Origin of the sequence: Paenibacillus sp. XY044 (assembly GCF_002257645.1) — a bacterium.
GTDB lineage: Bacteria > Bacillota > Bacilli > Paenibacillales > Paenibacillaceae > Paenibacillus_AQ.
Map to the genome: position 1 here is coordinate 222777 of NZ_NQMO01000001.1, position 25408 is coordinate 248184.

The 25408-nt window shown below is 53.8% G+C and carries 27 protein-coding genes; all 27 read left to right on the forward strand.

Features of this window, described 5'->3' with window-relative positions:
• Positions 1 to 5: 5 nt before the first annotated feature.
• Entirely contained in the window at positions 6 to 455 is a 450-nt protein-coding gene (gene flgC, locus CJP46_RS01055) for a flagellar basal body rod protein FlgC (RefSeq protein WP_094593762.1), read from the forward strand.
• A 41-nt stretch (positions 456 to 496) separates the two neighbouring features.
• Complete coding sequence (fliE, locus tag CJP46_RS01060) at positions 497 to 808, forward strand: flagellar hook-basal body complex protein FliE (RefSeq protein WP_094593763.1); 312 nt, start codon at positions 497 to 499, stop codon at positions 806 to 808.
• Positions 809 to 906: 98 nt separating this feature from the next.
• Positions 907 to 2487 carry a flagellar basal-body MS-ring/collar protein FliF gene (fliF, locus tag CJP46_RS01065; RefSeq protein WP_094593764.1) on the forward strand — a complete coding sequence of 527 codons (1581 nt, stop codon included), beginning with the start codon at positions 907 to 909 and terminating at the stop codon, positions 2485 to 2487.
• Between the two features lie 11 nt (positions 2488 to 2498).
• Positions 2499 to 3515 (forward strand): flagellar motor switch protein FliG, encoded by a 1017-nt coding sequence (fliG, locus tag CJP46_RS01070; RefSeq protein WP_094593765.1) that lies wholly within the window; start codon positions 2499 to 2501, stop codon positions 3513 to 3515.
• Complete coding sequence (locus tag CJP46_RS01075; RefSeq protein ID WP_094593766.1) at positions 3508 to 4353, forward strand: FliH/SctL family protein; 846 nt, start codon at positions 3508 to 3510, stop codon at positions 4351 to 4353. Before fliG ends, CJP46_RS01075 begins: the two co-directional genes overlap by 8 nt.
• The gene (gene fliI, locus CJP46_RS01080) at positions 4340 to 5659 is read left to right on the forward strand and encodes a flagellar protein export ATPase FliI (protein ID WP_094593767.1); all 1320 of its coding nucleotides are present in this window, start codon (positions 4340 to 4342) and stop codon (positions 5657 to 5659) included. Before CJP46_RS01075 ends, fliI begins: the two co-directional genes overlap by 14 nt.
• A gap of 9 nt (positions 5660 to 5668) precedes the next feature.
• On the forward strand, positions 5669 to 6118 hold the full coding sequence (fliJ, locus tag CJP46_RS01085) for a flagellar export protein FliJ (protein WP_094593768.1): 450 nt from the start codon (positions 5669 to 5671) through the stop codon (positions 6116 to 6118).
• A 43-nt stretch (positions 6119 to 6161) separates the two neighbouring features.
• Positions 6162 to 7097, forward strand: coding sequence for a MotE family protein (locus tag CJP46_RS01090; RefSeq protein WP_094593769.1), 936 nt, complete (start codon positions 6162 to 6164; stop codon positions 7095 to 7097).
• 78 nt (positions 7098 to 7175) lie between these two features.
• Positions 7176 to 8636 (forward strand): flagellar hook-length control protein FliK, encoded by a 1461-nt coding sequence (locus tag CJP46_RS01095; RefSeq protein WP_094593770.1) that lies wholly within the window; start codon positions 7176 to 7178, stop codon positions 8634 to 8636.
• Between the two features lie 19 nt (positions 8637 to 8655).
• Entirely contained in the window at positions 8656 to 9258 is a 603-nt protein-coding gene (locus tag CJP46_RS01100) for a flagellar hook capping FlgD N-terminal domain-containing protein (RefSeq protein ID WP_094593771.1), read from the forward strand.
• On the forward strand, positions 9255 to 9644 hold the full coding sequence (locus CJP46_RS01105) for a TIGR02530 family flagellar biosynthesis protein (RefSeq protein ID WP_094593772.1): 390 nt from the start codon (positions 9255 to 9257) through the stop codon (positions 9642 to 9644). Before CJP46_RS01100 ends, CJP46_RS01105 begins: the two co-directional genes overlap by 4 nt.
• An 83-nt stretch (positions 9645 to 9727) precedes the next feature.
• Complete coding sequence (gene flgG / locus CJP46_RS01110; RefSeq protein WP_094593773.1) at positions 9728 to 10546, forward strand: flagellar basal body rod protein FlgG; 819 nt, start codon at positions 9728 to 9730, stop codon at positions 10544 to 10546.
• A gap of 56 nt (positions 10547 to 10602) precedes the next feature.
• The gene (locus tag CJP46_RS01115; RefSeq protein ID WP_076168142.1) at positions 10603 to 10827 is read left to right on the forward strand and encodes a flagellar FlbD family protein; all 225 of its coding nucleotides are present in this window, start codon (positions 10603 to 10605) and stop codon (positions 10825 to 10827) included.
• Positions 10824 to 11291: a flagellar basal body-associated FliL family protein gene (locus CJP46_RS01120; RefSeq protein WP_094593774.1), complete on the forward strand. Its 468-nt coding sequence runs from the start codon at positions 10824 to 10826 to the stop codon at positions 11289 to 11291. The genes CJP46_RS01115 and CJP46_RS01120 overlap by 4 nt, the downstream gene beginning before the upstream one ends.
• A gap of 34 nt (positions 11292 to 11325) precedes the next feature.
• A complete protein-coding gene (gene fliM, locus CJP46_RS01125; protein WP_094593775.1) occupies positions 11326 to 12324 on the forward strand; it encodes a flagellar motor switch protein FliM in 999 nt (332 codons plus the stop codon).
• Positions 12314 to 13585, forward strand: a complete 1272-nt coding sequence (fliY, locus tag CJP46_RS01130) for a flagellar motor switch phosphatase FliY (RefSeq protein ID WP_094593776.1) — start codon at positions 12314 to 12316, stop codon at positions 13583 to 13585. The genes fliM and fliY overlap by 11 nt, the downstream gene beginning before the upstream one ends.
• Before the next feature lie 26 nt (positions 13586 to 13611).
• Complete coding sequence (locus CJP46_RS01135; protein ID WP_076168133.1) at positions 13612 to 13977, forward strand: response regulator; 366 nt, start codon at positions 13612 to 13614, stop codon at positions 13975 to 13977.
• An 8-nt stretch (positions 13978 to 13985) separates the two neighbouring features.
• Positions 13986 to 14519 (forward strand): flagellar biosynthetic protein FliO, encoded by a 534-nt coding sequence (locus CJP46_RS01140; protein ID WP_094593777.1) that lies wholly within the window; start codon positions 13986 to 13988, stop codon positions 14517 to 14519.
• A complete protein-coding gene (gene fliP / locus CJP46_RS01145) occupies positions 14516 to 15268 on the forward strand; it encodes a flagellar type III secretion system pore protein FliP (protein ID WP_094593778.1) in 753 nt (250 codons plus the stop codon). The genes CJP46_RS01140 and fliP overlap by 4 nt, the downstream gene beginning before the upstream one ends.
• 32 nt (positions 15269 to 15300) lie before the next feature.
• Positions 15301 to 15570: a flagellar biosynthesis protein FliQ gene (gene fliQ, locus CJP46_RS01150; RefSeq protein ID WP_076168126.1), complete on the forward strand. Its 270-nt coding sequence runs from the start codon at positions 15301 to 15303 to the stop codon at positions 15568 to 15570.
• A 12-nt stretch (positions 15571 to 15582) separates the two neighbouring features.
• Complete coding sequence (gene fliR / locus CJP46_RS01155; RefSeq protein ID WP_094593779.1) at positions 15583 to 16371, forward strand: flagellar biosynthetic protein FliR; 789 nt, start codon at positions 15583 to 15585, stop codon at positions 16369 to 16371.
• A 22-nt stretch (positions 16372 to 16393) separates the two neighbouring features.
• Positions 16394 to 17482 (forward strand): flagellar biosynthesis protein FlhB, encoded by a 1089-nt coding sequence (flhB, locus tag CJP46_RS01160; protein ID WP_256992142.1) that lies wholly within the window; start codon positions 16394 to 16396, stop codon positions 17480 to 17482.
• Between the two features lie 21 nt (positions 17483 to 17503).
• Complete coding sequence (gene flhA / locus CJP46_RS01165; protein WP_094593781.1) at positions 17504 to 19537, forward strand: flagellar biosynthesis protein FlhA; 2034 nt, start codon at positions 17504 to 17506, stop codon at positions 19535 to 19537.
• Positions 19534 to 20952: a flagellar biosynthesis GTPase FlhF gene (gene flhF, locus CJP46_RS01170; RefSeq protein ID WP_094593782.1), complete on the forward strand. Its 1419-nt coding sequence runs from the start codon at positions 19534 to 19536 to the stop codon at positions 20950 to 20952. The genes flhA and flhF overlap by 4 nt, the downstream gene beginning before the upstream one ends.
• Positions 20949 to 21863: a MinD/ParA family protein gene (locus CJP46_RS01175; RefSeq protein ID WP_094593783.1), complete on the forward strand. Its 915-nt coding sequence runs from the start codon at positions 20949 to 20951 to the stop codon at positions 21861 to 21863. Before flhF ends, CJP46_RS01175 begins: the two co-directional genes overlap by 4 nt.
• 35 nt (positions 21864 to 21898) lie before the next feature.
• Complete coding sequence (locus tag CJP46_RS01180) at positions 21899 to 23302, forward strand: protein-glutamate methylesterase/protein-glutamine glutaminase (RefSeq protein ID WP_094593784.1); 1404 nt, start codon at positions 21899 to 21901, stop codon at positions 23300 to 23302.
• A 13-nt stretch (positions 23303 to 23315) separates the two neighbouring features.
• Positions 23316 to 25388, forward strand: a complete 2073-nt coding sequence (locus CJP46_RS01185; RefSeq protein WP_094593785.1) for a chemotaxis protein CheA — start codon at positions 23316 to 23318, stop codon at positions 25386 to 25388.
• The last annotated feature ends 20 nt before the right edge of the window (positions 25389 to 25408 follow it).

Consider the following 25408-nt stretch of genomic DNA (forward strand, 5'->3'; position numbering starts at 1 on the left):
CGCGGATGAACATGAACAGCAGCTTTGGGATCAGCGCCTCGGCACTGACGGCACAGCGTTTGCGGATGGACGTCATTTCATCCAACATTGCGAATGCGGAAACGACGAGAGCATCGGTGGTGGATGGCAAAGCGGTGCCGTACCGGCGCAAAATGGTCGTGCTTTCGCAGAATGAATCGGACTTCTCAACTATGCTGAAAGCACAAATGAACGGACAAAATGCAGGACAGGGAGTGAAAGTGGCCGCAATCCAGGAGGATCAGACGCCGCTGAAGCCGGTATACAACCCGACTCATCCGGATGCTGATGCGGAAGGGTACGTGTACATGCCTAACGTGGATATCGCCAAAGAAATGATTGATATGATTTCGGCTACTAGATCGTACGAAGCGAACGTCACTGCGCTGAATTCCTCGAAAGCGATGATCACCAAGGCCTTGGAAATAGGTCGTTAATCCTAGTTCGTACAATTAAAAGCAGGTAAGGAGGGACATTGATGATTCAAAACTCGATGTTTTCGACACAAACGATCCAACCGCTCGAAATGAAACAAAGCGCTTCTAGTGCAAGCAAGACGCCAGCCCAATCTCTCAGTGATTTCGGATCCTATTTGGATAATGCGCTGAATCAGGTAGCCGGGCAGGAGAAAGCCGCCGAAGAAATGAGCAATCAATACATGCTCGGACAAGTCGACGTAGACCAGGTGATGATTTCTTCGCAAAAAGCGCTTCTCAGCCTGGAATTGACGACACAAATTCGGAATAAAGCGATCGAAGCGTACCAAGAGATCATGCGGACGCAAATTTAAAGGCTGCAGATATAAGAGTGAACAAAGGATATGGCGGATCGCCTGAACCTATTCATTCATAGATTTTTGCTAAGTTTTCGGGTGGGGTGGGTGACGTTGTGAACGAAAGAATCGTCCAGTATAAGGACAAAGTCGTTCAGTACTGGAATCAATTCAGCAAAAAACAGAAAATTTTATTCATTTCTACGATTGCTTTTATCATCATCGCCATTGTCGTGTTGACCATGCAGTTTTCCAAAACGGAGTATGAAGTGGCTTTCAAGGATCTGAACGCCAGCGACTCTGCGGGAATCATGAGCTACCTCGAGACGAACAACATTCCGTATAAATTGAGTCCTGACGGACAATCCATATCGGTACCAAGCACGCAGGCAGCCCGCATCAAGGTCGATGTCGGCTCGCAGGGACTCATTCAGAACGGATCCATCGGATTCAAAACATTCGATCAATCATCGTCGATCGGCACAACCGACAGCGAGTTTAATGTCAAATACAACAACGCATTGAACGGCGAGGTCGAGCAGCTGCTTACCAGCATGAATGGGATAAATAAGGCTAAAGTCCTGGTAAACCTGCCGAAGGAAAGTGTGTTTGCAAGCGAAGAAGACCAGGAGAAAGCAAGCGCCTCTGTCGTGCTTACCTTTAAGCCGGGCTATCATCCAAGCCAGCAAACGATCGACGGGTACTTCAACTTGGTTAAGACCGCCGTACCGAATTTACCGGTGGAGAATATCACCATCACCGAATCGGAAGGCAACACGGAGCTGCTGTCGTCGGCACAAGGCGGTTCAGGAACGCTGTCCTCGTCCGTCGAAGAAAATTTCGCGCTTCAGAAAAAGTTCGAAAGCGAAGTGCGCCAGAACGTTAAAGAATTTCTGAGCCAGTTCATGGGACCGAATAAAGTCGATGTCCTTGTCGTTTCCAAGCTGAATTTCGACAAAGTTCAGAGCAAGGAAAACATGGTGACACCGGTAGATACCGAAAACATGAAAGGCATCGAAATCAGCGTCCAGGAAATTTCGAAGAATTATACGGGTAAGAGCAGTCCGGATAGCGGAGTGGCTGGCACGGGTCAGACCCAGGTGCCGGGGTATCCAAGTAACTCGTCTACAGGAGATGTAACTTCCGAGGATTTGTCCAAGACGATCAATTACGAGGTTAACCATATTACCAAAGACATTGTCGCCAGTCCCTATACCGTAAAAGATTTAACCATAAACGTAGCTGTTGAACCACCAACAGGTCAAACCAGTGTAGATCAACAAACCAGAGATGCCATTCAGAATATCTTGGTGAATATCGTAAGGGCATCGCTTGCCGATTCCGGTATTACATATACAGACGCTGATTTGGCTAAAAAAGTTTCGGTCTATTCACAACCTTTCAGTGGTAATGTTACCCAGCCGAGTGGAATCAAGCTTTCCAAAGGCATGCTGTGGGGAATCGGCCTGGCCGCGCTCGCGCTTCTTGCGGGTGGAGGTTACCTGATTTACCGCCGCCGCAAAAACAGAGAGGAAATCGAAGAAGATCTTCCGCTGCCGCCTGCGGCAGAGTTTCCTTCCATTAATCTGGAGAGCGTGACGAACGAAAGTCAGGTGCGGAAACAGCTGGAGACGCTGGCGAAGAGAAAGCCGGATGAATTCGTCAACCTGCTGCGTACATGGCTCGCCGATGAATAGGGGGTGGATTTATGGCAAAAGCAAACAGCCAGGTACTGAGCGGGCGCCAGAAGGCGGCCATCCTGCTCATTACGCTGGGACCGGAAGTGTCCGCACAAATTTTCAAGCATTTGCGTGACGACGAAATCGAGCAGCTGACGCTGGAAATCGCCAATGTACGCAAAGTGGACAGTGTGGAAAAGGACCTGATCATGTCCGAGTTCCATCAAATCTGTCTGGCTCAGGAATATATTTCTCAGGGCGGCATCAACTACGCCAAGGAAATCCTTGAAAAGGCGCTCGGCTCGCAGAAGGCGCTTGAGGTCATCAACCGCCTGACGGCGACGCTGCAAGTACGCCCGTTCGATTTTGCCCGCAAAGCGGATCCGAACCAGATTTTGAACTTTATACAGAACGAAAATGCCCAGACGATCGCCTTGGTGCTGTCTTACCTGCAATTTGAGCAGGCGGCGGCGATCCTGTCCTCCCTGCCGCAGGAGAAGCAGGCGGATGTGGCCAGAAGAATCGCGGTCATGGACAGCACGTCGCCTGAAGTCATCGCCCAGGTGGAGCGCGTGCTGGAGCAGAAATTGTCGGCAACCGTGACGCAGGATTACACGAATGCCGGCGGCATCGAATCGATCGTCCAGATTCTGAACGGGGTCGACCGGGGAACGGAGCGCACGATCCTCGATTCGCTCGAAATTCAGGATCCGGAGCTCGCCGAAGAAATCAAGAAGAGAATGTTCGTGTTCGAAGATATCGTCAACGTCGACAACCGCTCCATTCAGCGGATCATCCGCGACATCGAGAATGCGGACCTGCAGCTTGCCCTCAAGGTGGCGAGCGAAGAAGTGCGGGACGTCATTTTCCGCAACATGTCCAAGCGGATGGCCGAAACCTTCAAGGAAGAGATGGAGTATATGGGGCCTGTGCGGCTGCGTGACGTCGAAGAAGCTCAGACCCGCATCGTAGGCACGATCCGCAGACTGGAAGAAGCCGGGGAGATCATCATCGCCCGCGGCGGAGGAGATGACATCATTGTCTAATTTGATTAAATCTTCGCAGTACGTGCCGGTGGAAGCCCTCAAGCGGCTGGAGCTGGCAAAGCATTATGCACAGCCGGAGCAGGCTGCGGAAGCGGATGAGGTCCAGATTGAAGAGATCCGTGCCCAGGCGGATGAAGAGAGCAAACGGCTCAGCCAGGAGATGCTGCAGGATGCCAAGGAGTTCGCGGAGAGTCATATCCGCGAGGCATCGGAGGAGGCGCAGCGGATTCTGGCCGAGAACGAGGAGAAGATCAACGCCTGGTGGCAAGAACGCAGAGAGCAGGACGAGCACCTGATCGAAGCGGTGAAGTCGGAAGGCTATGCGGAAGGATACCGGGAGGGCGCCGAGAAAGCGGAGGCGGACCTGCAGGCCAAGCTTCAGGAAATGATGGCTGAAGCCCAGTCTGTATTACGGCATGCCTATATGATCAAGGAGCAGATCATTCAGGAGGCGGAGCCCTTCCTTGTTGATCTAAGCTGTGCCATCGCCGAGAAGGTGATCGACAAGCAGCTGACCGTAGATCAGGATTATGCCATTGATCTGATTCGGAAGAACTTATCCCGCAAACGGGAGCAGGGTGTGATTACGCTCTGCGTGGCGCCCGAGCACTTCGCTTTTGTCCAGGCCGCCCGGGAGGAACTGAGCGTTGCGATCGATTCGCAAGCGGAGCTGCAAATTTTGCCGGATGCCACGGTCCATGACCATGGCTGCGTCATCCGCTCTTCTTTCGGCAGCGTCGACGCGCGCGTGGAAACGCAGCTGACCGAAATCAAAAAAGAGCTGATACGCATCGCTCTGGATGAAGGGGAACGGAGAGACCAAGATGAAGGTGCTTGACAGCGGACGGTATATGGAGCATTTGCGGAACATCGATCCGGTCCGGATCAACGGAAAAGTCACCCAGGTCATCGGACTGATGGTCGAGTCGGAAGGGCCGGACGCCAGCGTCGGGGACGTCTGCTACATTTATCCGAGCAAAGGCGCCAAGCCGCTGCAGGCGGAAGTTGTTGGCTTTCGCGACAATAAGGTTCTGCTCATGCCGCTTGGTGAGCTGCAGTCGATCGGACCGGGTTGCGATGTGGTCGGCACGGGCAAGCCGCTTAGCGTTCAGGTAGGCTCCGAGCTGCTTGGCAAGGTTCTGGACGGTTTGGGGCAGCCGCTCGACGGCTCGCTGATTCCGACCCGAATGCCGCACAGCTCGACGTATAACACGCCGCCTAACCCGCTGAATCGGCCGAGGGTACTTGAGCCGATCAGCATCGGTGTTCGGGCGATCGACGGCCTGTTAACCATCGGCAAAGGGCAGCGGGTCGGGATCTTCGCAGGATCCGGTGTTGGGAAAAGTACGCTGATGGGCATGATCGCACGCAACACCGCGGCGGATGTCAACGTCATCGCACTGATCGGCGAGCGGGGACGGGAAGTGCTCGATTTTATCGAGCGGGACCTGGGTCCCGAGGGGCTGCAGCGCTCGGTGGTCATCGTGGCCACCTCCGACCAGCCTGCGCTCATCCGGATCAAGGGAGCGCTGATCGCGACGACCATCGCTGAATATTTCCGGGACCGGGGCATGAACGTCATGCTGATGATGGATTCCGTGACTCGCTATGCGATGGCGCAGCGGGAAGTAGGCCTGGCGATTGGCGAACCGCCGGCGATGCGCGGTTATACGCCGTCGGTGTTCGCGAGCCTGCCGAAGCTGCTCGAACGGGCGGGAACGGGGCCGCAGGGTTCCATTACCGCCTTCTACACCGTGCTCGTCGACGGAGACGACATGAACGAGCCGATCGCGGATGCGGTGCGGGGAATCCTGGACGGGCACATCGTGCTGAACCGGGGTATCGCGAACAAGGGTCATTTTCCCGCGATCGACGTGCTGGCCAGTATCAGCCGGGTGATGAAGGATATCGCGCCGCGAGAGCAGACGGACGCTGCGGATAATTTGAAGCGGCTGATGGCCGTATATAAAGAATCCGAGGACCTGATCAACATCGGCGCTTACCAAAAAGGCTCAAACGAACAGATCGATGAAGCCATCGATTCCATCCAGGCCATCTGGGATTTTACCAAGCAGCGTGTAGACGAAAAAGTGACGTTGGACCAGGTTCAAGAACGTTTGATTTCCGAATTTTCAAGGAGATGAACTTAAGGGATGAGATTTCAGTACGCGTTCCAAAAAATTGTCGACCTCAAAAGCAACGAACGTACCCAAGCGGAATGGATGCTGTCCAGCGCCATCGGCAAGCTCCAGGCGGAAGAAAAATCACTGGGGGAACTGCTGGACATCCGGGAGAACATGGCCAAGCAGCTTCAGGAAGCCGCCGGTCAGTGCGTCCCCGTCTCCATGATTCAGGAAATTCAGGCGTATGTCGAATATTTGGACCAATGCATCCGGATGAAGCATGTGGAAGTGAACAGAGCCAATATGAAGGTTCAGATGCAGCAGAATCATTTGTCCACAAAGATGCTGGATGAAAACGTTTGGTTAAAAGCACGGGACAAAGCAAAGACGGCATTTCAGCAGCAGGCGCTCCTGCATGAGCAGAACGAGCTTGACGAGATGGCGACCGTGCGGTTCGCCATGAGCGCAAGGGCGAGATGAGCGAAAGTGGATATAGAGCTGCTGGCTGGGGGGTGGAACAACTGTGGCACGAACAGATTTTGAAGAACTAGAGAAAGAATCAACAGGGGGATTTGAACGGTTTTTGTTTTTTGTCATACCAATCATCTTTACGGTGGTGCTTCTGGGCGTGCTTCTGATGCTGCTGAACACCAATGTGCGGAACGAAGTGCTCGGCGTTGCCAACAAAATTCCGGTTGTGAAAAATTGGGTCCCGGATCCGGTCAAGGATCCAAAAGCGGCCAAGCTGGACAAAACCAAAGCACAGGTGGAGAGTGCGACCGCAACGATCAAGGAGCTGAAAAGCCAACTGGCCGCCAAGGAAGCGGATCTTCAGAAGGCCAAGGAAGACCAGCAGCAGCAGGACAGCAAAATCAATTCGCTGCAGACGCAAATCGATCAGCTGCAGGAAAGCAGCTCGCAGGCTGCGGATGCGCAGGCCGGAAACACGGCTGATGATTATGAGAAGCAGGTTAAGAATTTGGCGAAAATGTACGCCGGTATGAGCCCGAGCAAAGCGGCGCCGATACTGCAGAACATGACTACGGAGGAGGTCGTTCAGCTGCTGAACGCCATGGATGCGGATAGTAGAATGAACATCCTCGCTAAGATGGATCCGAAAATGGCGGCGGATATCACGCTGAAGATGAAGGATTCCGTGTCATCCAGCGATTTGGCGATCGCGGCGCTTCAGTCCAGGGTGAACAAGGACAGCGCCGCGCAGACGACACCAACGTCAACCGGGCTCGACAAGGCTCAAATCAGCCAGACGTTCGGGTCGATGAACGCGGATAGCGCGGCCAATCTGCTGCTGGCGATGTACAAGATCAGTCCGGAGAAAGTACTGACGATTCTGGGCGCCGTCGCAGATTCGACACGGTCAAGCATTTTGGATTCGATGAGCAAAACAGACCAGAAAACGAGCGCTGTCATTCTCAACAAATTGCTGGGCAGCAAGTAGTGATTCTTTTCAACCAGAGCTTCTTTTCAACAGGGTACATGAATGTAGTACTGCGCGCGAAAGGAGGTGAAAACAAAGATGAGCCTGATATTTCAAAACATTTCTGGCGCGACAGCAGGTGCGAAGACGGCGGGAGCGAATGGTGCTTCGGCAAACGCCTCGGCGGGGACAGCACTGATACCGGCATTTGGAGTCTCGTTGACTCAGCTGATGACAGGTACCGCAGGCGGTTCGCAGGAAGCTTCGGCCATGAACGGTGTGGCGTCGCTTTTGGAAGGGCTGCTGAAAAATGCTCAAACGACCGCAGTTCAAGGAAATGGGGACAGTGATGAGCAGAACGCCGCAGCATTGCTGCAAAGCCTCGTCCTGGATGCCGATCAGCTGGACGAAGCGGTTGCCGAAAATCCCGACGTAATGAGCGCCCTGCAGAGCTGGATTCAGCAGGTAACCACCTTGCTGCTAAACGTTCAAGGAAACGGCGCGGAACAGCTGGAAGACACGCCGGTAAATGAGGGAGATCATGCCTTGACGGCACTGGCCAGCCACCCGGCAACGGCACGGTTTGCCGCACAGGACGCGTTGGCCCAGCTGATCACGGTGCTGCAGCAGCCAAATACGGGGGCGGACACCACGGCGCAAGCGGCAGAACTCCTGGGAACGTTCCACAACCTGGTTCAGAACGCCACAGCTCCCGGGAAAAGCAAACCGGCGGCTCTGGTCAAGGATTCGGAAACGGCGGCACCACAGCATGCGGCACCAACGTTCCAGCCTAAAGCGGAAGGACAAGCCAGCCGCATATCCGCGTTGTTGGAAGCGATCCGGCAGCAGCCTGCAGGCGATACTGCATCGGCGGCAAGCGGCAAGGCCGTGCTGAGTTCCGTCTTGACGAGCCACCAGCCGAATGCCGATTCGCAAACAGCAGCATCCGCTGCAGGCCCTTCTTCCGGCGAAGAAGTGGAATCGGCGAAGCCGGAGGACCCGGCAACCAGCCAGACGACGGTAACGGCAGGGCAGCTCGTGATGAAAGAAGGCATTCAGCCGCCTCATAAGGCAGCGGAGCCAACGGTGCCAGTGACGCAGTTTGCCAAAGAAATGGGCACATTTGTCGTAAACAAGCTGGAAATCGTGAAGCATGAAGGCATATCGGAAGCGAAAATATCGCTGTACCCGGAACATTTGGGTCAGGTCGATATCAAGCTGACGATGCAAAACGGCCAGCTCGTTGCCCAATTTACAACCGAGCATGCCGGAGCCAAAGATTTGCTGGAACAGCAGATGAGTCAGCTCCGCAGCACGCTGCAATCGCAGGGCGTTCAGGTTGAGAAACTCGTGGTAACGCAAAACCCTTCGCTGCAGTCCCAAATGTATCACGACGGACGTCAATCCCAATCGGGTCAGCAGCAGCCGAACCGCCGGCAGAAGGACAAGGACGCTTCCTCCGAAGATGCCATGACCGTGGCCGAGCTGGGAGACGAGCTGAATGAATGGCTTGTCCGGCAGCAGGCGGATCAAGGAAATACATTTACGGCAAAAGCGTAAAACGGAGGTGAACAACTAAATGTCAGATATCGTATCGACAAGCAACATTTGGCCTAACTACTCGGCATCTAATGTGCAGAAGGCCAGCACAAAAACGCAGACGCTCGGCAAAGACCAGTTTCTGAGCATTCTGGTGACCCAGCTTCAAAACCAGGACCCGATGCAGCCGATGGAGGACAAGGAATTTATCGCCCAGATGGCGCAGTTCACCTCGGTCGAGCAGCTAATGAACATATCCAGCCAACTGACCGCGATGAGCCAGTCCCTTGGCAATGTATCGGGACTGATCGGCAAACAGATCAGCTGGGTCGATGGCGGAAGCAGTTCCGATGAATCGGGCGAAAGCGCGCCTGAAATCAAATCGGGCATCGTAGATTCGATTATCGTCAAGGACGGCGTTCAATACGCTTCCGTTGGATCGGTGGCGATTCCGATTACGAAGATCATCGAAATCATGGATGCCAAGCAGGAAGAAGATACGCCGCCGGTGGATACGGATACATCGTCGTCTGAAGGTACATCGAATGCGGGCAGTGGCTCTGAATCCGGAGAAACAGGCGCAGAGGCTTCAAGTGCAGCGGCAGAAGAGGGTACATCCGGCGGAAACGGGGAGTCGGCATGAACGAACGGATGACGATCGGACAGCTCTATCCCGGAAGAATATATCCGGCAGCGCCCGGCAAGACATCGAAACCGGCTACGACGCAGGACGCTTCGTCCCAAACGTCATTTGATGAACTGCTGCAGGGGAACCTGCTCAAGTTCAGCAATCATGCCGCCAAGCGGCTGGAGCAAAGAGGGATCGAAATCAAGGGGGAACAGCTGGACCGGCTGAACCATGCCGTTGAGAAGGCTGCCGCCAAAGGCAGTAAAGAATCGCTGATCCTGATGAAGGATATGGCGCTCATCGTCAACGTTCCTAACCGAACGGTCGTGACGGCGATGGACGGCAAATCTATGAAAGACAATGTGTTTACCCAAATCGACAGCGCGGTCGTGCTGTCGTAAGCTGGCTGGCCCGAACCGGAAAGCCAGGGAACTGCTGACCGACTGACGCAGTTCATTCTACAAACCTAGGAGGAAACAGACCAATGTTGAGATCGATGTATTCAGGCGTTTCAGGGATGCGCGGATTCCAAACCAAGCTCGACGTAATCGGCAACAATATCGCCAACGTCAACACGACGGGCTTCAAATCCGGCCGGGTCATGTTTAAGGATGTCATGAGCCAGACCGTATCGGGCGTGACTGCGCCGGACGGTACGGACCAAGCCGGAGTCAATGCCAAGCAGATTGGTCTCGGCGTGTCCATCGGTTCGATTGACACCGTCCATACGGCAGGAAGCGCGATGACCACCAACGTTCCGACGGATCTGCGGATCGACGGAGACGGATTCTTTCTTATTAAACTGTCAGGCGACCAGGAAACTCCATTTCTGACCCGCGCCGGTGACTTCCATGTGGATGCCCAGAAAAACCTGGTGACTTCGGACGGGATGTTCGTATGCGATTCCGATGGTACTCCCATTACGCTTCAAGCGGAGACGGTTTCGTTCTCGATTTCCCAAGATGGAACCATTATTCAGAAACTGGCGGACGGGACTACCGATAATGGAACGATTATCGGTGTGGGTAAGGTGACGAACCCGGAAGGTCTGGAGAAAATCGGCGGCAACCTGTACCGGATGACATTGAACGCCAACGATGGAGGAACGCTTACACCTACAACGGGTAACGACGCAGATGCAGGAACTGGCGCAATCGTAGCCGGGCAGCTGGAAATGTCCAACGTCGACCTGACCGGCGAATTCACCGAAATGATCGTCGCCCAGCGCGGTTTCCAGGCGAACTCTCGGATCATTACGACCTCCGACGAAGTTCTGCAGGAAATTGTCAATCTGAAGCGCTAGTAGAGTGAAATGACGGGGGAGGCCTGTCCTCCTCCGATTTCCATAGGAGGCCTGCTATGATTTTAGTTACCCGTTTAAACGGCTCACCATTATGGCTGAATGCCCTGCTTATCGAAACAGTGGAAGAAACGCCGGACACGTATATTACCCTGGTTACGGGCAAACGAATGATTGTTTTGGAAAAAGCGGCGGAGGTCATTTCCCTGGTGAAGCAGTACAATCAGGAAATCGGCGTTCACAACGCAACTATTAAAGTGCAACAAACGGAGGAATCCCCATGAAAAAGATGCTGCCCTGGCTAATAACGATACTGCTGGCGATTACACTGATCGTGCTTGCCGCATTTTTGCTGATGGATAAATATTTCGGGAGCAGTTCAAGCGAAACGAAATCGGCGGCCCAAACGATCGAGGCTCCAAAATTATCGGCAGACGAGCTTGTGGAAATCACTTCGGAGATTACGGATATCAAGACCAATCTCGCGGATCAGGATTATATCGTATTGATGAATTTTGCGTTCCAATTGAACGACAAAAAATCGAAGGAAGAATTCGATAAGATCAAAGAATTCGAAATCAAGCCCATCATTATTAAGACGCTCGCCGATACGAGACCCGAGGAACTGAAGGGCTCCAAAGGAAAAGACCAATTAAGCGCAAAATTGATCAATCTGATCAACAAAACCCTGACACGAGGGAAGCTGACGCAAATCTCCATCACGAACTTTGTCTTGACGCCGCTGTAACATAACGACCGGAAACTGTAAGGGGGTGAGATGATTGGTTGATGTATTATCGCAAAATGAGATTGACGCCCTGCTCGCCGCACTGTCGTCCGGTGAAATGGATGCGGAGGAACTTAAAAAGGAAGAAACCCAGAAAAAAATCCGTTCCTATGATTTCAAGCGGGCCGTCCGCTTTTCCAAGGATCATATCCGAAGCCTGACACGCATTCACGAAAATTTCGCGCGGTATCTCACGACCTATTTTTCCGCACAGCTGCGGACGTTTGTTCAAATCAACGTGGTGCAGGTCGAGCAGCTTCCTTATGACGAGTTTATCCGCTCGATTCCGAAGATGACGATCCTTAATATATTTGAAGCGGAACCTCTCAAAGGCCGAATGGTGCTTGAGGTTCACCCCAACGTTGCCTACGCCATGCTGGATCGGCTGTTAGGCGGAGTCGGAAACGCTCCGTCCAAAATCAGCTCGCTCACTGAAATCGAAACGACGATCATGGAGAGGATTTTCAGCCGGGCGTTCGAGAGCTTGGCGGAAGCGTGGAAAACCGTGCTGGATATATCCCCGCGGATGGAAGCGATGGAGACGAATCCGCAGTTTATGCAGATCGTCTCACCGAACGAAACGATCGCCCTGATTTCGCTGAGCACCAAAATCGGCGATACGACCGGCATGATCAACCTCTGTATCCCACATGTGGTACTGGAGCCGATCATGTCGAAGCTCTCGGCCCATCAGTGGTTTGTATCCGAAAAGAAGTCCAGCTTGCCTGAGGAAGCCGAGTCGCTCAAAAACCGGATCAGCCAAGCCAAGCTGAACATGATAGCCGAGCTTGGGGAGTCTGTTATCTCCATTTCTGAATTTTTGGGATTGAACGTAGGGGACGTCATCAGCCTGGCCGAGCCGGTCCATTCGGGACTGAAGATCAAGGTTGGTGACCGGTTGAAGTTTATAGGAAGCCCGGGTACCGTCAAAGATCGCGTGGCCGTGCAAATCGACGAAATTGTCAGCGAAGGAGCTGAGGAACTTGACGAGTAAAGACTATTTATCCCAGGAAGAGATCGACGCCCTGCTGAAGCAGACCGAGGCCGCCGATTTCTCCCGGAATGCGGGTTCTACGGTAGACGATTATTTAACCCCTCTGGAGCAGGATGCACTGGGAGAGATCGGCAACATTACGTTTGGAAGTGCAGCCACCGCTCTTTCGACGCTGCTTGGCAAGAAGGTGGACATTACAACGCCGAAGGTGTCGATCATCACTCGCAGCGAGTTTGAGGAAGAGTTCCCCAAGCCGCATGTGGCTGTTCACGTCACTTATGTGGACGGGTTTGAAGGCATCAATTCTTTGGTCATCAAAACTCGCGACGCGCAGGTCATTGCCGACCTGATGCTGGGCGGGGAAGGTGATCCGCAAGACGAAGAGCTGAACGAAATCCATATCAGCGCGGTACAGGAAGCGATGAACCAAATGATGGGCTCGTCGGCTACCTCGATGTCGACCATATTTAACCGGTTCGTGAATATTTCGCCGCCGGGCATCGACATTTTGGACATGGCTAACGGCGACGGGGTCAACAGCCTGCCTTCCGAGCAGACGCTGATTAAGATCTCATTCCGGCTCAAAATCGGAGATTTGATCGATTCCACCATCATGCAGCTGCTTCCGGTGCAGTTTGCCAAAGACATGGTCAGCATGCTGATCCATGGTTCGGACGAGGCCGAGCAGTCGATGCAGCAAGCGGCTCCTGCGGTTGAAGCGCCAGAGCGGCCGGCACCTCAGCCAGAGGCTGCTTATCCGCCGCCGGCAGCCGGTCAGCCGGCACCGCAGCAGGATTACGGAATGCCGCCTGGTGCACCGGGCTATGGCGTGCCAGCTGCTGGAATGCCTGCATCCATGCCGGGGCAAGCGTACGATCCGAACATGCAGAATCCTTATGCGGCCATGCCGCAGCATTACGGGGCTATGCCTAATCGCAACGTAAATGTGCAGCCCGTGCAGTTTGCGAATTTGCAAGGTGGCACGTTCGGTCAAGTCGATCAAAATAATTTAAACTTATTGATGGACATTCCTCTTAAAGTCACCGTAGAATTAGGAAGGACCCAGAAGCAAATTAAGGATATCCTGGAAATGTCTCAAGGTTCGATCATCGAGCTGGACAAGCTGGCGGGTGAGCCGGTCGACATCCTGATCAACAATAAGCTGATCGCCAAAGGCGAGGTTGTCGTCATCGATGAAAACTTTGGGGTGCGTGTCACAGATATTCTCAGCCAGTGGGACCGAATACAAAAATTACAATAGCAAAATTTAGGGAGGATTTTTAATCAATGGCAAATCGAATTCTTATCGTGGATGACGCTGCATTTATGAGAATGATGATCCGTGATATTTTGACTAAAAACGGTTTTGAGGTAGTCGGTGAGGCCCAGGACGGATCCCAGGCCATCGAGAAATTCAAAGAGCTGCGTCCTGACCTGATTACGATGGACATTACGATGCCGGAAATGGACGGGATCGCCGCGCTGAAAGAAATCAAAAAGATCGATCCGGCCGCGAAGGTCATCATGTGCTCCGCCATGGGGCAGCAGGCGATGGTTATCGACGCCATCCAAGCAGGCGCCAAGGATTTCATCGTCAAACCGTTCCAGACCGACCGCGTCATTGAAGCCATCAACAAGACGCTGGGAGTATAGGACTTTAGATGGGTAATCCAGATACGCCGCTTCCCGGCTCCGGTAATTACGCTCTCAGCCTGGTATATGTCATCATCGTTCTGGCGGTAATTATCGCACTTATTATTCTTCTGATCCGTTTTCTCGGCCGGAAAAATAAAACTTGGTTCAGCAGCCGTTCGATCCGGACGCTGGGGGCCGTCGGACTGGGGCCGAACAAATCGCTCCAAGTCATTGAAATCGGCAGCAACGTTTATTTGGTCGGCGTAGGCGAAGACATTCGCCTCGTCGATAAAATTACCGACCCTGACGAAGTTGCCGTCATCCTGGCATCGTTTGAACAGGATCCGGCATACTCGCAGAACGGATTATCGCCTTTGGTGGCCAAGCTTGCTGCAAAACTGCGCAAAACGGGGCCGGTGTCTGAGGAGATCAACCTTGAGGAAACGCCGGAATTTCATGAAGTATTCGACGAAAAGCTGCGCCGGATGTCAAACCGTAAAGAGAAGATGGAAGAGCTCCTGCGGGAAGACAATACTACAGATCGGTTGAGGGAGCCATGAAAAAGAAGGTTTTGTTCGTTTGTATCATCGTTTCATTGATCAGCCTGCTTTCGGTAACAGCCGCCTTTGCGGATCCGATACCGAATATCGATATCCAGGTGGGGGACTCCGGAGGGAAGCCAAGCACCAGCTCACTCTCGATTCTGCTTCTCATCACGGTCATCAGCATCGCACCCGCGCTGCTGATGCTGATGACCAGTTTTACGCGGATCGTGGTCGTGCTCGGATTTGTCAGAACGTCGCTTGGTACTCAGCAGATGCCCCCTAACCAGGTTATCGTAGGGCTGGCTCTTTTTTTGACGCTGTTTGTCATGACGCCGACCTTTTCATCCATCAATGATGTGGCTCTGCAGCCATATTTAAAGGGAGAGCTGACGCAGACGCAGGCCTTGAACAAAGCGGCGGAACCGATGAAAAAGTTCATGTTCTCCAACACAAGGGAGAAGGACCTGCTGCTGTTTATGAAATATACCAAGGTCGAGAAGCCGAAGACCTACAAGGACATTCCGCTGACCGTCATGGTGCCGGCGTTCGCGATCAGCGAGCTCAAAACGGCATTTCAGATGGGATTCATGATCTTTATTCCTTTTCTCATTATAGATATCGTCGTATCCAGTACCCTGATGGCGATGGGCATGATGATGCTCCCGCCGGTCATGATCTCGCTGCCGTTTAAAATTTTGCTGTTTGTGCTTGTGGACGGTTGGTATTTGGTCGTCAAGTCGCTGCTGATGAGCTTTAATACCTGAATGAGTATGAAGAGGGGGCGGGAAGTTCAGCCATGAATTCGGAATTTATTATCGGTCTTGCCGGCCAGGCGGTATATACCGTACTGAAAGTCAGTGCGCCCATGCTGCTGCTGGGACTCATCGTCGGTCTGGTGATCAGCATTTTCCAGGCGACAACCCAAATCCAGGAGCAGACGCTGGCATTTGTGCCGAAAATTGTGGCAGTACTGCTGGCGATTCTTTTCTTTGGGCCCTGGATCCTGACGACGCTGGTGGATTTCACTTTTAACATTTTGGACAACTTGTACAAGTATATCGGATAGGCGGACTTATTCATGAACATGCTGCTGGAAAGTCTGCCGGTTTTTATGCTTATTTTTTGTCGAATTACAGCTTTTTTTGTTGTCGTTCCGGTGCTTTCATCCAGAGGAGTCCCGAATATTTTCAAAATAGGCATATCTTTTTTCATATCTGCGCTTGTGTACCTAACTTATGGCGTTCATCAGCAAGTTCCGGCAGATGTGACTTACGTCCTCTTGATCATCAGGGAAGTGCTGATCGGACTGCTGCTCGGATTTGTCGCCTATGTGCTGTTTATGGTCATCCAGACGGCCGGCTCATTCATCGACATCCAGATCGGCTTCGGCATCGCTAACGTGCTGGACCCGATGACGGGCACATCAGCGCCGGTGCTGGGCAACTTCAAGTACATGTTCGCCCTGCTGCTGTTTCTGACGATGAACGGGCATCACTACTTGCTGGACGGCATCATCCGAAGCTATGAATGGGTTCCGCTCTCCAACGAGTTGTTTATGAAGATGGCGGATGGCAGCCTGTCGGAATTTCTGATCAAGACGTTCGGCCAATCGTTTGTCCTGGCCTTTCAAATGTCGGCTCCACTCGTCACGGCGCTGTTTCTGACGGACATCGGGCTGGGATTTCTGGCACGTACCGCACCTCAGTTCAACGTGTTTGCCGTCGGCATGCCGCTGAAGATCATTGTCGGATTGATGGTTCTGTTTTTGCTAGTACCGAGCTTTTCCTATATTTTCGGCGAGTTGTTCGGGATCATGTTTGAGTCCATGCAGACGCTTCTGGGGATTATCGGTCACAAGCCTGCGTAATGCGAGGATGGAGGGAAGGAACGTGTCCTACAGGTATCCCCTGGACCTGCAGCTGTTTGGCGGAGAAAAAACCGAAAAGGCGACCCCGAAAAAACGGCAGGATACCCGGAAAAAGGGTCAGGTCGCCAAAAGCCAGGATTTAACCGGCGCGGTCGTTCTGCTGGCATCCTTTTTCAGCCTTCTCATGTTCGGTTCGTCGTTCAAGGAGCGGCTTGTCGGGCTGTTCAAGGACATTTTTCTGAACCGCCTGACCATGGATCTGTCCATTAACAACGTTATGAGCCTCGCCGTGGAGTACGGCATCGATATTTTGCTGCTGCTGGCGCCGGTGTTCCTAACTGTCGTGGTTATGGCGCTCGCCGCTAATTTGATGCAGGTCGGATTCATGCTGACGGGGGAATCACTGAAGCCTAAATTCAGCAAGCTGAACCCGATTAAGGGGTTTAAAAATATTTTTTCGGTCCGCTCTTTGGTGGAATTCGCCAAATCGATTTTGAAGCTGGTGATTATCGGCTTTCTGGTCTACCAAACGATGAGGGGAGCGATCGCGGATATCGGCAAGCTGTCCGAGGTCAATATCGAGAAAACGTTTCATTTTGTGGCAAGTTTGACGATGAAGCTCGGCCTAAAAATCGGAGCCGCCCTGTTTGTGATGGCTGCGCTGGATTTTTTGTATCAAAAGTATGAGTTCGAGAAAAGCATCCGAATGTCGAAACAGGACATTAAAGACGAGTATAAAAAAATGGAGGGGGATCCGCTGATCAAGGGGAAGATCAGGGAGCGGCAGCGCCGGATGGCGATGCAGCGGATGATGCAGGAAGTGCCGAAGGCCGATGTCGTCATCACGAACCCGACCCACTTTGCGGTGGCCCTGAAGTACGAGGGCTCGAAAATGGAAGCCCCTCAAATCGTAGCGAAGGGCCAGGATTTTGTGGCTCTGCGAATCAAGGAGATCGCCAAGGAAAACGGCGTGATTACGATGGAAAACAAGCCGCTGGCCCGTGCGCTGTTTCAGAGGGCGGAAATCGGAGATTCAATTCCCGCCGATTTGTTTCAAGCCGTGGCTGAAGTACTGGCTTATGTATATAAATTAAAAGGCAAAGTGAGATAAGGGATCGGAGGTAAGGAAGCTTTGAAATTAAAAGAGATAACGATTCTGACCGGCGTCATCGGCATCGTAATGATGATGATTCTTCCGATCCCGACCTGGCTGCTCGACGTGCTGCTGGTCATCAACATTTCGCTCGCGCTCATTATTTTGCTCGTTGCGATGAATACGCAGGAAGCGCTGCAGTTTTCCATTTTTCCTTCGCTTCTGCTCATTACGACGCTGTTCAGGCTGGCGCTGAACATTTCGACGACCAAGCTCATCTTGTCCGAGGGCTTTGCGGGCGACGTCGTCCAAACGTTCGGCAGCTGGATTGCCAGAGGGGAAATCGCCGTCGGCTTTATCGTCTTTCTGATTCTGGTCGTCGTGCAGTTCATCGTCATTACCAAAGGATCGGAACGCGTTGCGGAAGTCGCCGCCCGGTTCACGCTCGACGCGATGCCCGGTAAGCAGATGAGCATTGATGCCGACCTGAACGCCGGCATGATCAATGAGCAGCAGGCGAGGGAACGGCGCCGCAAGGTAGAGCGCGAGGCGGACTTTTACGGCGCGATGGACGGTGCGAGCAAGTTCGTTAAAGGGGATGCGATTGCGAGCATCATCATCCTGCTGATCAACCTGGTCGGCGGTTTTATTATCGGGATCGCCATGCGGGGCCTGTCCTTCCAGGATGCCATGTCGACATACTCGGTGTTAACCATCGGGGATGGCCTGGTCAGTCAAATTCCCGCACTCTTAATTTCAACAGCTTCCGGTTTGATCGTGACGCGCTCCTCCTCGGAGGGCAATTTGGCGAACGATCTGACCAAGCAGCTGCTGTCGTACCCGAAGCTGCTGTACATTGTGGCGGCTACGATTACACTCCTCGGGCTGTTTACACCGATTCATCTCATCACGACGCTGCCGCTGGCCGGCTTGCTTGCTTTTGCCGCCTACCGGATGCAGAGAAACATGGACCGGAAGCAGATCGAGGTGGAACAGCAGGAAGAGGAACAGCAGATCGAAGAGGTGCGCAGCCCGGAAAGTGTCATCAACCTGCTGCAGGTGGACCCGATCGAATTCGAATTCGGTTACGGATTGATTCCTTTGGCGGATACCCAGCAGGGCGGAGATTTGCTTGACCGGATCATTATGATACGCAGGCAGTGCGCACTGGAATTAGGACTTGTAGTTCCAGTGATCCGAATTCGCGACAATATTCAACTAAAACCGAACGAATATGTCATCAAAATTAAAGGGAATACCGTCGGAAGCGGTGAATTACTATTAAATCACTACCTGGCCATGAGTCCCGGTTATGATGACGAATCGATCACGGGAATTGAAACTTTGGAACCAGCCTTCGGGCTTCCGGCCCTGTGGATTGACGAAGCGACGAAGGATCGGGCGGAGCTTTCGGGCTATACGGTGGTAGATCCGCCGTCCGTCGTGGCAACCCATTTAACCGAGCTGATCAAAAAGCATGCCCACGAACTGCTGGGGCGGCAGGAGACGAAGACGCTGGTCGACAATTTGCGCGAAAATTATCCGGTTCTCGTCGACGAGCTCATCCCGTCGGTACTGTCTATCGGGGATGTCCAGAAAGTGCTGGCCAAACTGCTTCGTGAGAAAATTTCGATTCGGGATTTGGTTTCGATCTTTGAAACGCTGGCCGATTACGGCCAATATACCAAAGACCCCGATGTGCTGACCGAGTATGTACGGCAGGCATTGTCCCGCCAAATTACGCAGCAGTTCTCAAGGGAAGGCGAGACGCTCAGGGTCATTACGGTAGGGCCGACGCTGGAGAAGAAAATTGCCGACAGCGTCCAGCAGACGGACCAGGGGAGCTACCTGGCGATGGACCCGGTGTCCACCCAGACGGTGTACCAGAAGCTCAGCGAGCAGATCAATCGCCTGCTTCAATCGGGTCAGCAGCCCATCCTTCTTGCTTCGCCGACCATCCGGATGTACTTGCGCCAGGTGATCGAGCGGACCATGCAGGATATTCCGGTTCTGTCTTATAGCGAACTTGAACCCAATGTGGAAATTCAAAGTGTCGGAGTGGTGAACTTATGAGAGTAAAGCGATATGTGGTCGATACGATGCCTGAAGCTATGCTCCAAATCCGCAATGACCTGGGCAGCGATGCCGTCATTCTGAGCACGAAGGAGACCAAGCTGGGCGGTTTCCTCGGCATGTTTAAGAAGAAAAAAATCGAGGTCATCGCCGCGGTGGAAGCAGACCAACAGGCGAATACAGCAACGAAACAGCGGCAGGCCCCGGCTCCGGCTCCTCAAAAGGCAGCCGTCCCGCAGAAGGCCGTGCCGCAGGCATACAAGAAGACCGCCGAGCTGACCCTTGCCGCAACCGGCGCCAAGGCCTCCTCAGATCACGCCCAGCCGGAGGCGGCTCCTGCTCATCCGGCGCCTCGCCGGACGGAGAATTCTTCCGTTCACGCGCAGGCCGTAACCCAGGCTGCCGGCTTCGGTGAGTCAGCAGCCGCAAACGAGACGCTGGCTTCTTCGGAACAGGCGCAGGGAACCGAGGCGCTCAGACGTATGGAACAGCTTCAGCCGGCCGAGGGAACGGATCCGCAGGCAAGAAACAACGTCGAAGCGAAGCTGCTGGAAGAGCTGCAGGAAATGAAGGCGTGGATGGCCAAAATCTCCCGCCAGTCGATGATGAAGCAGCAGCTGCCGTCTGTTCTGGAGAAGCTGCAGGAGCGGTTGATTCAGCAGGAGGTCGATTTCGACCTTATAGAGAAGTGGATTACCTCCACCTTCGACGATTGGGAAGAGAGCGGACGGACGCTCGGGGATGCGGAATTGTTTGCGCATGTACGCAGCCAAGTTCTGGCGTTCCTTTCGGAACGATTTGGCGGAGGCATAGCCAACCGGACACGGATCGTCTATGTCGCAGGTCCCACAGGGGTCGGCAAAACGACAACCATCGCCAAGCTGGCGGCGGAACAGCTGCTGCGTTTTCATCGGAAGGTGGGTCTGATTACTTCCGATACCTACCGCATATCGGCGGTCGACCAGCTTCGGACTTACGCCTCCATCCTGAATGTTCCGCTGGAAGTGGTCCAGTCGCCCGGTGATATGCAGCGGGCATTTCAGCGCCTACAGGACTGCGACATCATCCTGATGGATACGGCCGGACGCAACTTTCGCAATGAACTGCTCGTTTCGGAGCTGCAAAGCCTGTTTTCCGCCATTACGGACCACAGCGAAACCTTTCTGGTGCTCAGCCTGACATCCAAGAGCCAGGATATGAAGAAGATTACGGAACATTTCAGCAAATACGGGCTCGACAAGGTGATCTTCACCAAGCTTGATGAGACTGGAAGCTGTGGTTCCATCTTTAACCTGATCCGGGAGTACCCGCTTTACCTGTCCTACATGACCAACGGCCAGAATGTGCCTGAAGACCTACTGCTTCCGGACAGCAAGAAGCTGTGCGGCATGCTGCTTGGAGAAGAGGCGCCATGATGGACCAAGCACAGGCTTTAAGGGAGCTGATCCAGCGGCAGGGGTCCGGCGGGAGAGGGGCGGAAACCGGCTCGGAATCCAGGCTTTCGGGGGCGGGGAAAACCGCCAAGCTGATCACCGTCACGAGCGGAAAGGGAGGCGTAGGCAAATCGAACTTTACGCTGAACTTTGCCCTTGCCCTGCAGGCGATGGGACGGAAAGTGCTGGTGTTCGATGCCGATATCGGCATGGCTAACATCGATGTTCTGATGGGCATTTCGCCGAAGTTCAACCTGTATCATTTGCTGCAGCGTGAAAAGTCGGTGGGCGAAATCATCGAGAAGGGTCCGCACTCGTTATCTTTTATCGCCGGCGGCTCCGGTTTATCCGAGCTGTTGTCACTCTCCGAGCAGGACTTGACGTATTTTACGGAGCAGATCGAGGGACTGGCAGACGAGATGGACTATATCATCTTCGATACTGGGGCGGGGCTGTCCAAAGAAAACTTGAACTTTATCCGTTCGGCGGATGAATGCCTGGTCGTGACTACTCCAGAACCGACCTCGATCACCGACGCCTACGCTTTGATCAAGGTGGTCAGCAGCGCGGAGCCGGGGGTTACCTTCAAGCTGATCATTAATCGGGCGGGCGATGAGAGGGAAGCGGCTCAAACCGCGGACAAAATCGCCATGGCGGCCCGGCGGTTTCTAGGCGTGGAAACGACCATGCTGGGTTACATCGCAGATGACAGTCATGTTGTACAAGCCGTTAAGAAGCAGGTGCCCTTTTCCCTTGCATACCCGAACTGCAACGCATCGAGGGATCTGCAGCGGATCGCATCCCGTTACATGCTCGTACCGGCTCCCCCGGAATCAAGTGCCTTGACAGGAATCAAAGGGTTTATGCATAAATGGCTGCGTCGTACAAAATGATTTTCTGTACTAAGGAACAGGGGTGAACAAGCGGCATGACGCCATACAAAGTCATTGTAGTGGACGACTCGGCCTTTATGCGGAAGATCATATCCGATCTCATAGAAAAGGATCCCGCATTTCGGGTCGTCGATACGGCCGTTAACGGAAAAGAAGCCGTAGACAAAATATTAAGCCAGCAGCCGGACATCGTCACGATGGATGTGGAAATGCCGGTGATGAACGGTCTCGAAGCGCTCACGGTCATTATGCAGACGCATCCGCTGCCGGTTATCATGCTCTCGGGCATCAACGAAGCAGGGATGAGAGAGACGATCAAGGCGCTCGAAGCCGGGGCGTTTGATTTTATCCGCAAGCCGTCCGTAACGCATGCGCAGCAGATCGATGACGTTCGGGATGCCCTGCTTGAGCAGATGAAAGCGGCAATGTCGGCCAAGGAGCGGAGAGCGCTCTGGAAGGCGGAGGAAGAGAAGCGGAAAACCAAGTCCGCGGCGGCTGTGCCAGTCGCAACGCCAGTCCTGCCAAAGCTTGGACGGAAGCGAAAGCTCCCGGACCTGGCCAAGGAAACCGGCGCTGTTTATAACGAGGCAGCCCCGCAGGAGAGTGCTTCGGATACGGCGGCTGTCGTGCAGCAGCCTGAAGCGCCTAAGAAGCTTACCAAGCCTAGAGGAAAGAAGCCGCAGGACTCCCTGACAAGCGAAATGATAAGCAGGACGACAGGCGAGCTGACAAGCCAGGTGCTGGAATCCGCGCCTTCTGCGCAAGTCGCGGAAACCGCCAAGGCGGCCGAAACGGATTCCGCCAAGCCCCGCCGGACAGCGGAGGGCAAGACATTGTCGGCCTCCTTCACGCAGCTTGTGGCGGTCGGCTGCTCCACCGGCGGACCGCGGGCGCTAAAGACGCTGCTTGAAGGTATGCCGGCCGATTTCCCGGCACCTGTTGTGATCGTGCAGCATATGCCGCCGAATTTCACGAAATCCCTTGCCCAGCGGCTGAATACGTTCAGCCCGCTGACCGTGGTTGAAGCCGAACAGGGAATGGCACTGGAGCCGGGCTTCGCTTATATCGCACCGGGCGGCTATCATACGAAAATCGTGCCGGCTCATGGCCGGGGTTTCGCGATCTCGCTAACAGAGGAGAGCCCGGTGGGCGGCCACCGACCGTCGGTGGACGTTATGTTCGAATCCCTGCTTGAGCTTCATTCCCTGAAACGCCACGTGGTGCTGATGACCGGGATGGGAAGCGACGGGGCAAAGATGATGAAGCGGCTGTACGATGCCGGGGTTACCAGCACGTTTGCGGAGAGCGAGGAGACCTGCATCGTGTACGGCATGCCGCGTTCCGCAGTGGAGCTGGGCTGCGTGAATCAAGTGTTACCGCTTCACAATATTGCCGAAGGGCTCATCCAGGCTGTAGGCAACGGAAAGCAAACTTATTAGGAGGTGTCTCATAATGGACATGAATCAGTATTTATCCATGTTTATCGATGAGTCCAATGATCATCTGCAATCCTTAAATGAAAACATGCTGCTGCTCGAACAGACACCGAATGATCTCTCCATCGTCCAGATTATCTTTCGCTCGGCTCATACGCTGAAAGGGATGGCGGCTACGATGGGCTTTGAGGACCTGGCGTCGCTGACTCACCAAATGGAGAACGTCCTCGATCTGGTGCGCAACGAAAAGCTCGCGATGCAGGATTTTATCTTCGACACGCTGTTTAAAGGGCTCGATGCGCTTGAGGCGATGGTGGAGGATATTACCCAGGGCGGCGAAGGGAAGGCCGACGTATCGGCGATCGTTGCCGATCTTCAGGCCATCGTTCGCGGCGAAGCTCCGTCCGCCGGCAGCACGAAGTCCGCAGGATCCGCTCCTGCCAAGCAAGAAACCAATACCGCAATCCAGCTTGATGAGTTCCAATACTCCGTTTTGCAGCAGTCTATTGCGGAAGGGCACCGTGTGCTGTATATCGACGTCGCCATCCGGGACGATTGTCAGCTGAAGGCGGTCCGTGCTTACATGGTGTTTGATTTGCTGGAGAAGTCTGGCGAAGTGATTAAGTCCCATCCAACCGTGCAGGATATTGAGCAGGAAAAATTCGAAAAAAGCTTCTCACTCTACTACATAACACAAAAAGATCCTGCCGAACTCAAACAGCAAATATTGAACGTTTCGGAGATTGACCAAGCCTCAGTAGTAGAACTTGATCACGAATCCCTGCAGCAAATGGCCGAGATGGGAACGGCATCGGCACAATCCGCGGCGGCTGTGGCCGAAGAAACAAAACCCGCGCCTGCCGCTGCGCCAGCCGCAGAGACCAAGGATAACAAGCCGGCGTCTGCCGCCAAGCCGGCCGCCAAAACCGGCAGCGCCCCGGCCCGCACCATCCGGGTCGATATCGAACGGCTCGATGTGCTGATGAACCTGTTCAGCGAGCTGCTGATCGACCGGGTACGCCTAGAACAGCTGGCTTCGGAGGTGCAGAACCATGCCTTGACCGAGACGGTCGAGCATATGAGCCGCGTCAGCTCCGACTTGCAAAATATCGTCCTGAAGCTGCGGATGGTGCCGGTCGATACGGTGTTCAGCCGGTTTCCGCGAATGGTTCGCGACTTGGCCAAATCGCTGGATAAAAAGCTGGAGCTGGTTATTACCGGTGCCGAAACGGAGCTTGACCGGACCGTTATCGATGAAATCGGGGATCCGCTCGTTCACCTTTTGCGCAATGCGGTCGACCACGGCATCGAGTCGCCCCAGGATCGGATTGCCGCAGGCAAACCGGAGACGGGCACCGTACACCTTCGGGCTTTCCACAGCGGGAATCACGTATTTATCGAAATCGAAGAGGACGGACGCGGCATTTATCGCGAGAACGTTCTGAAATCCGCTCTGAAGAAAGGTGTCGTCACCGAGGAGGAAGCAAGGGGCATGTCGGACGAGCAGGTGCACCAGCTGCTGTTCGCGCCGGGCTTCAGCACCGCCGAGAAAATTTCAGACGTTTCGGGCCGGGGGGTCGGACTTGATGTCGTCAAGGCAAAGATCACCTCACTTGGCGGGCAGGTGACCATCTATTCGACGCCGGGGAAAGGAACCAATTTCTCGGTGCAGCTTCCACTTACCCTGTCGATCATCGCCGCGATGCTCGTGAAGATGGGATCCGAGAAATATGCCATTCCGCTCAGCTCGATCGTGGAGACCAGCATCGTCAAGAAGGAGCAAATCCGCCAGGTGCATGGCAACAAAATGGTGGATTTCCGCGGATCGATGATTCCGCTCATTTCGCTGAGCCGCATTTTTGAGATTCCGGACTTTCATGAAGAGAACGAAAACGAGACCGAGATCATCGTCATCCATAAGGGAGACCGGCTGGCCGCTTTGGCTGTCGACGAATTTATCGGACAAAACGAGATCGTTCTGAAAAACCTTGGCAAGTATTTGCCGCAAATCAAGGGGATTTCGGGGGCGACCATTCTGGGCGACGGCCAGGTGGCCTTGATTCTGGACCCGAATGTCTTCATTAAATAGGAAGGTTTGCGAAAGCAGGA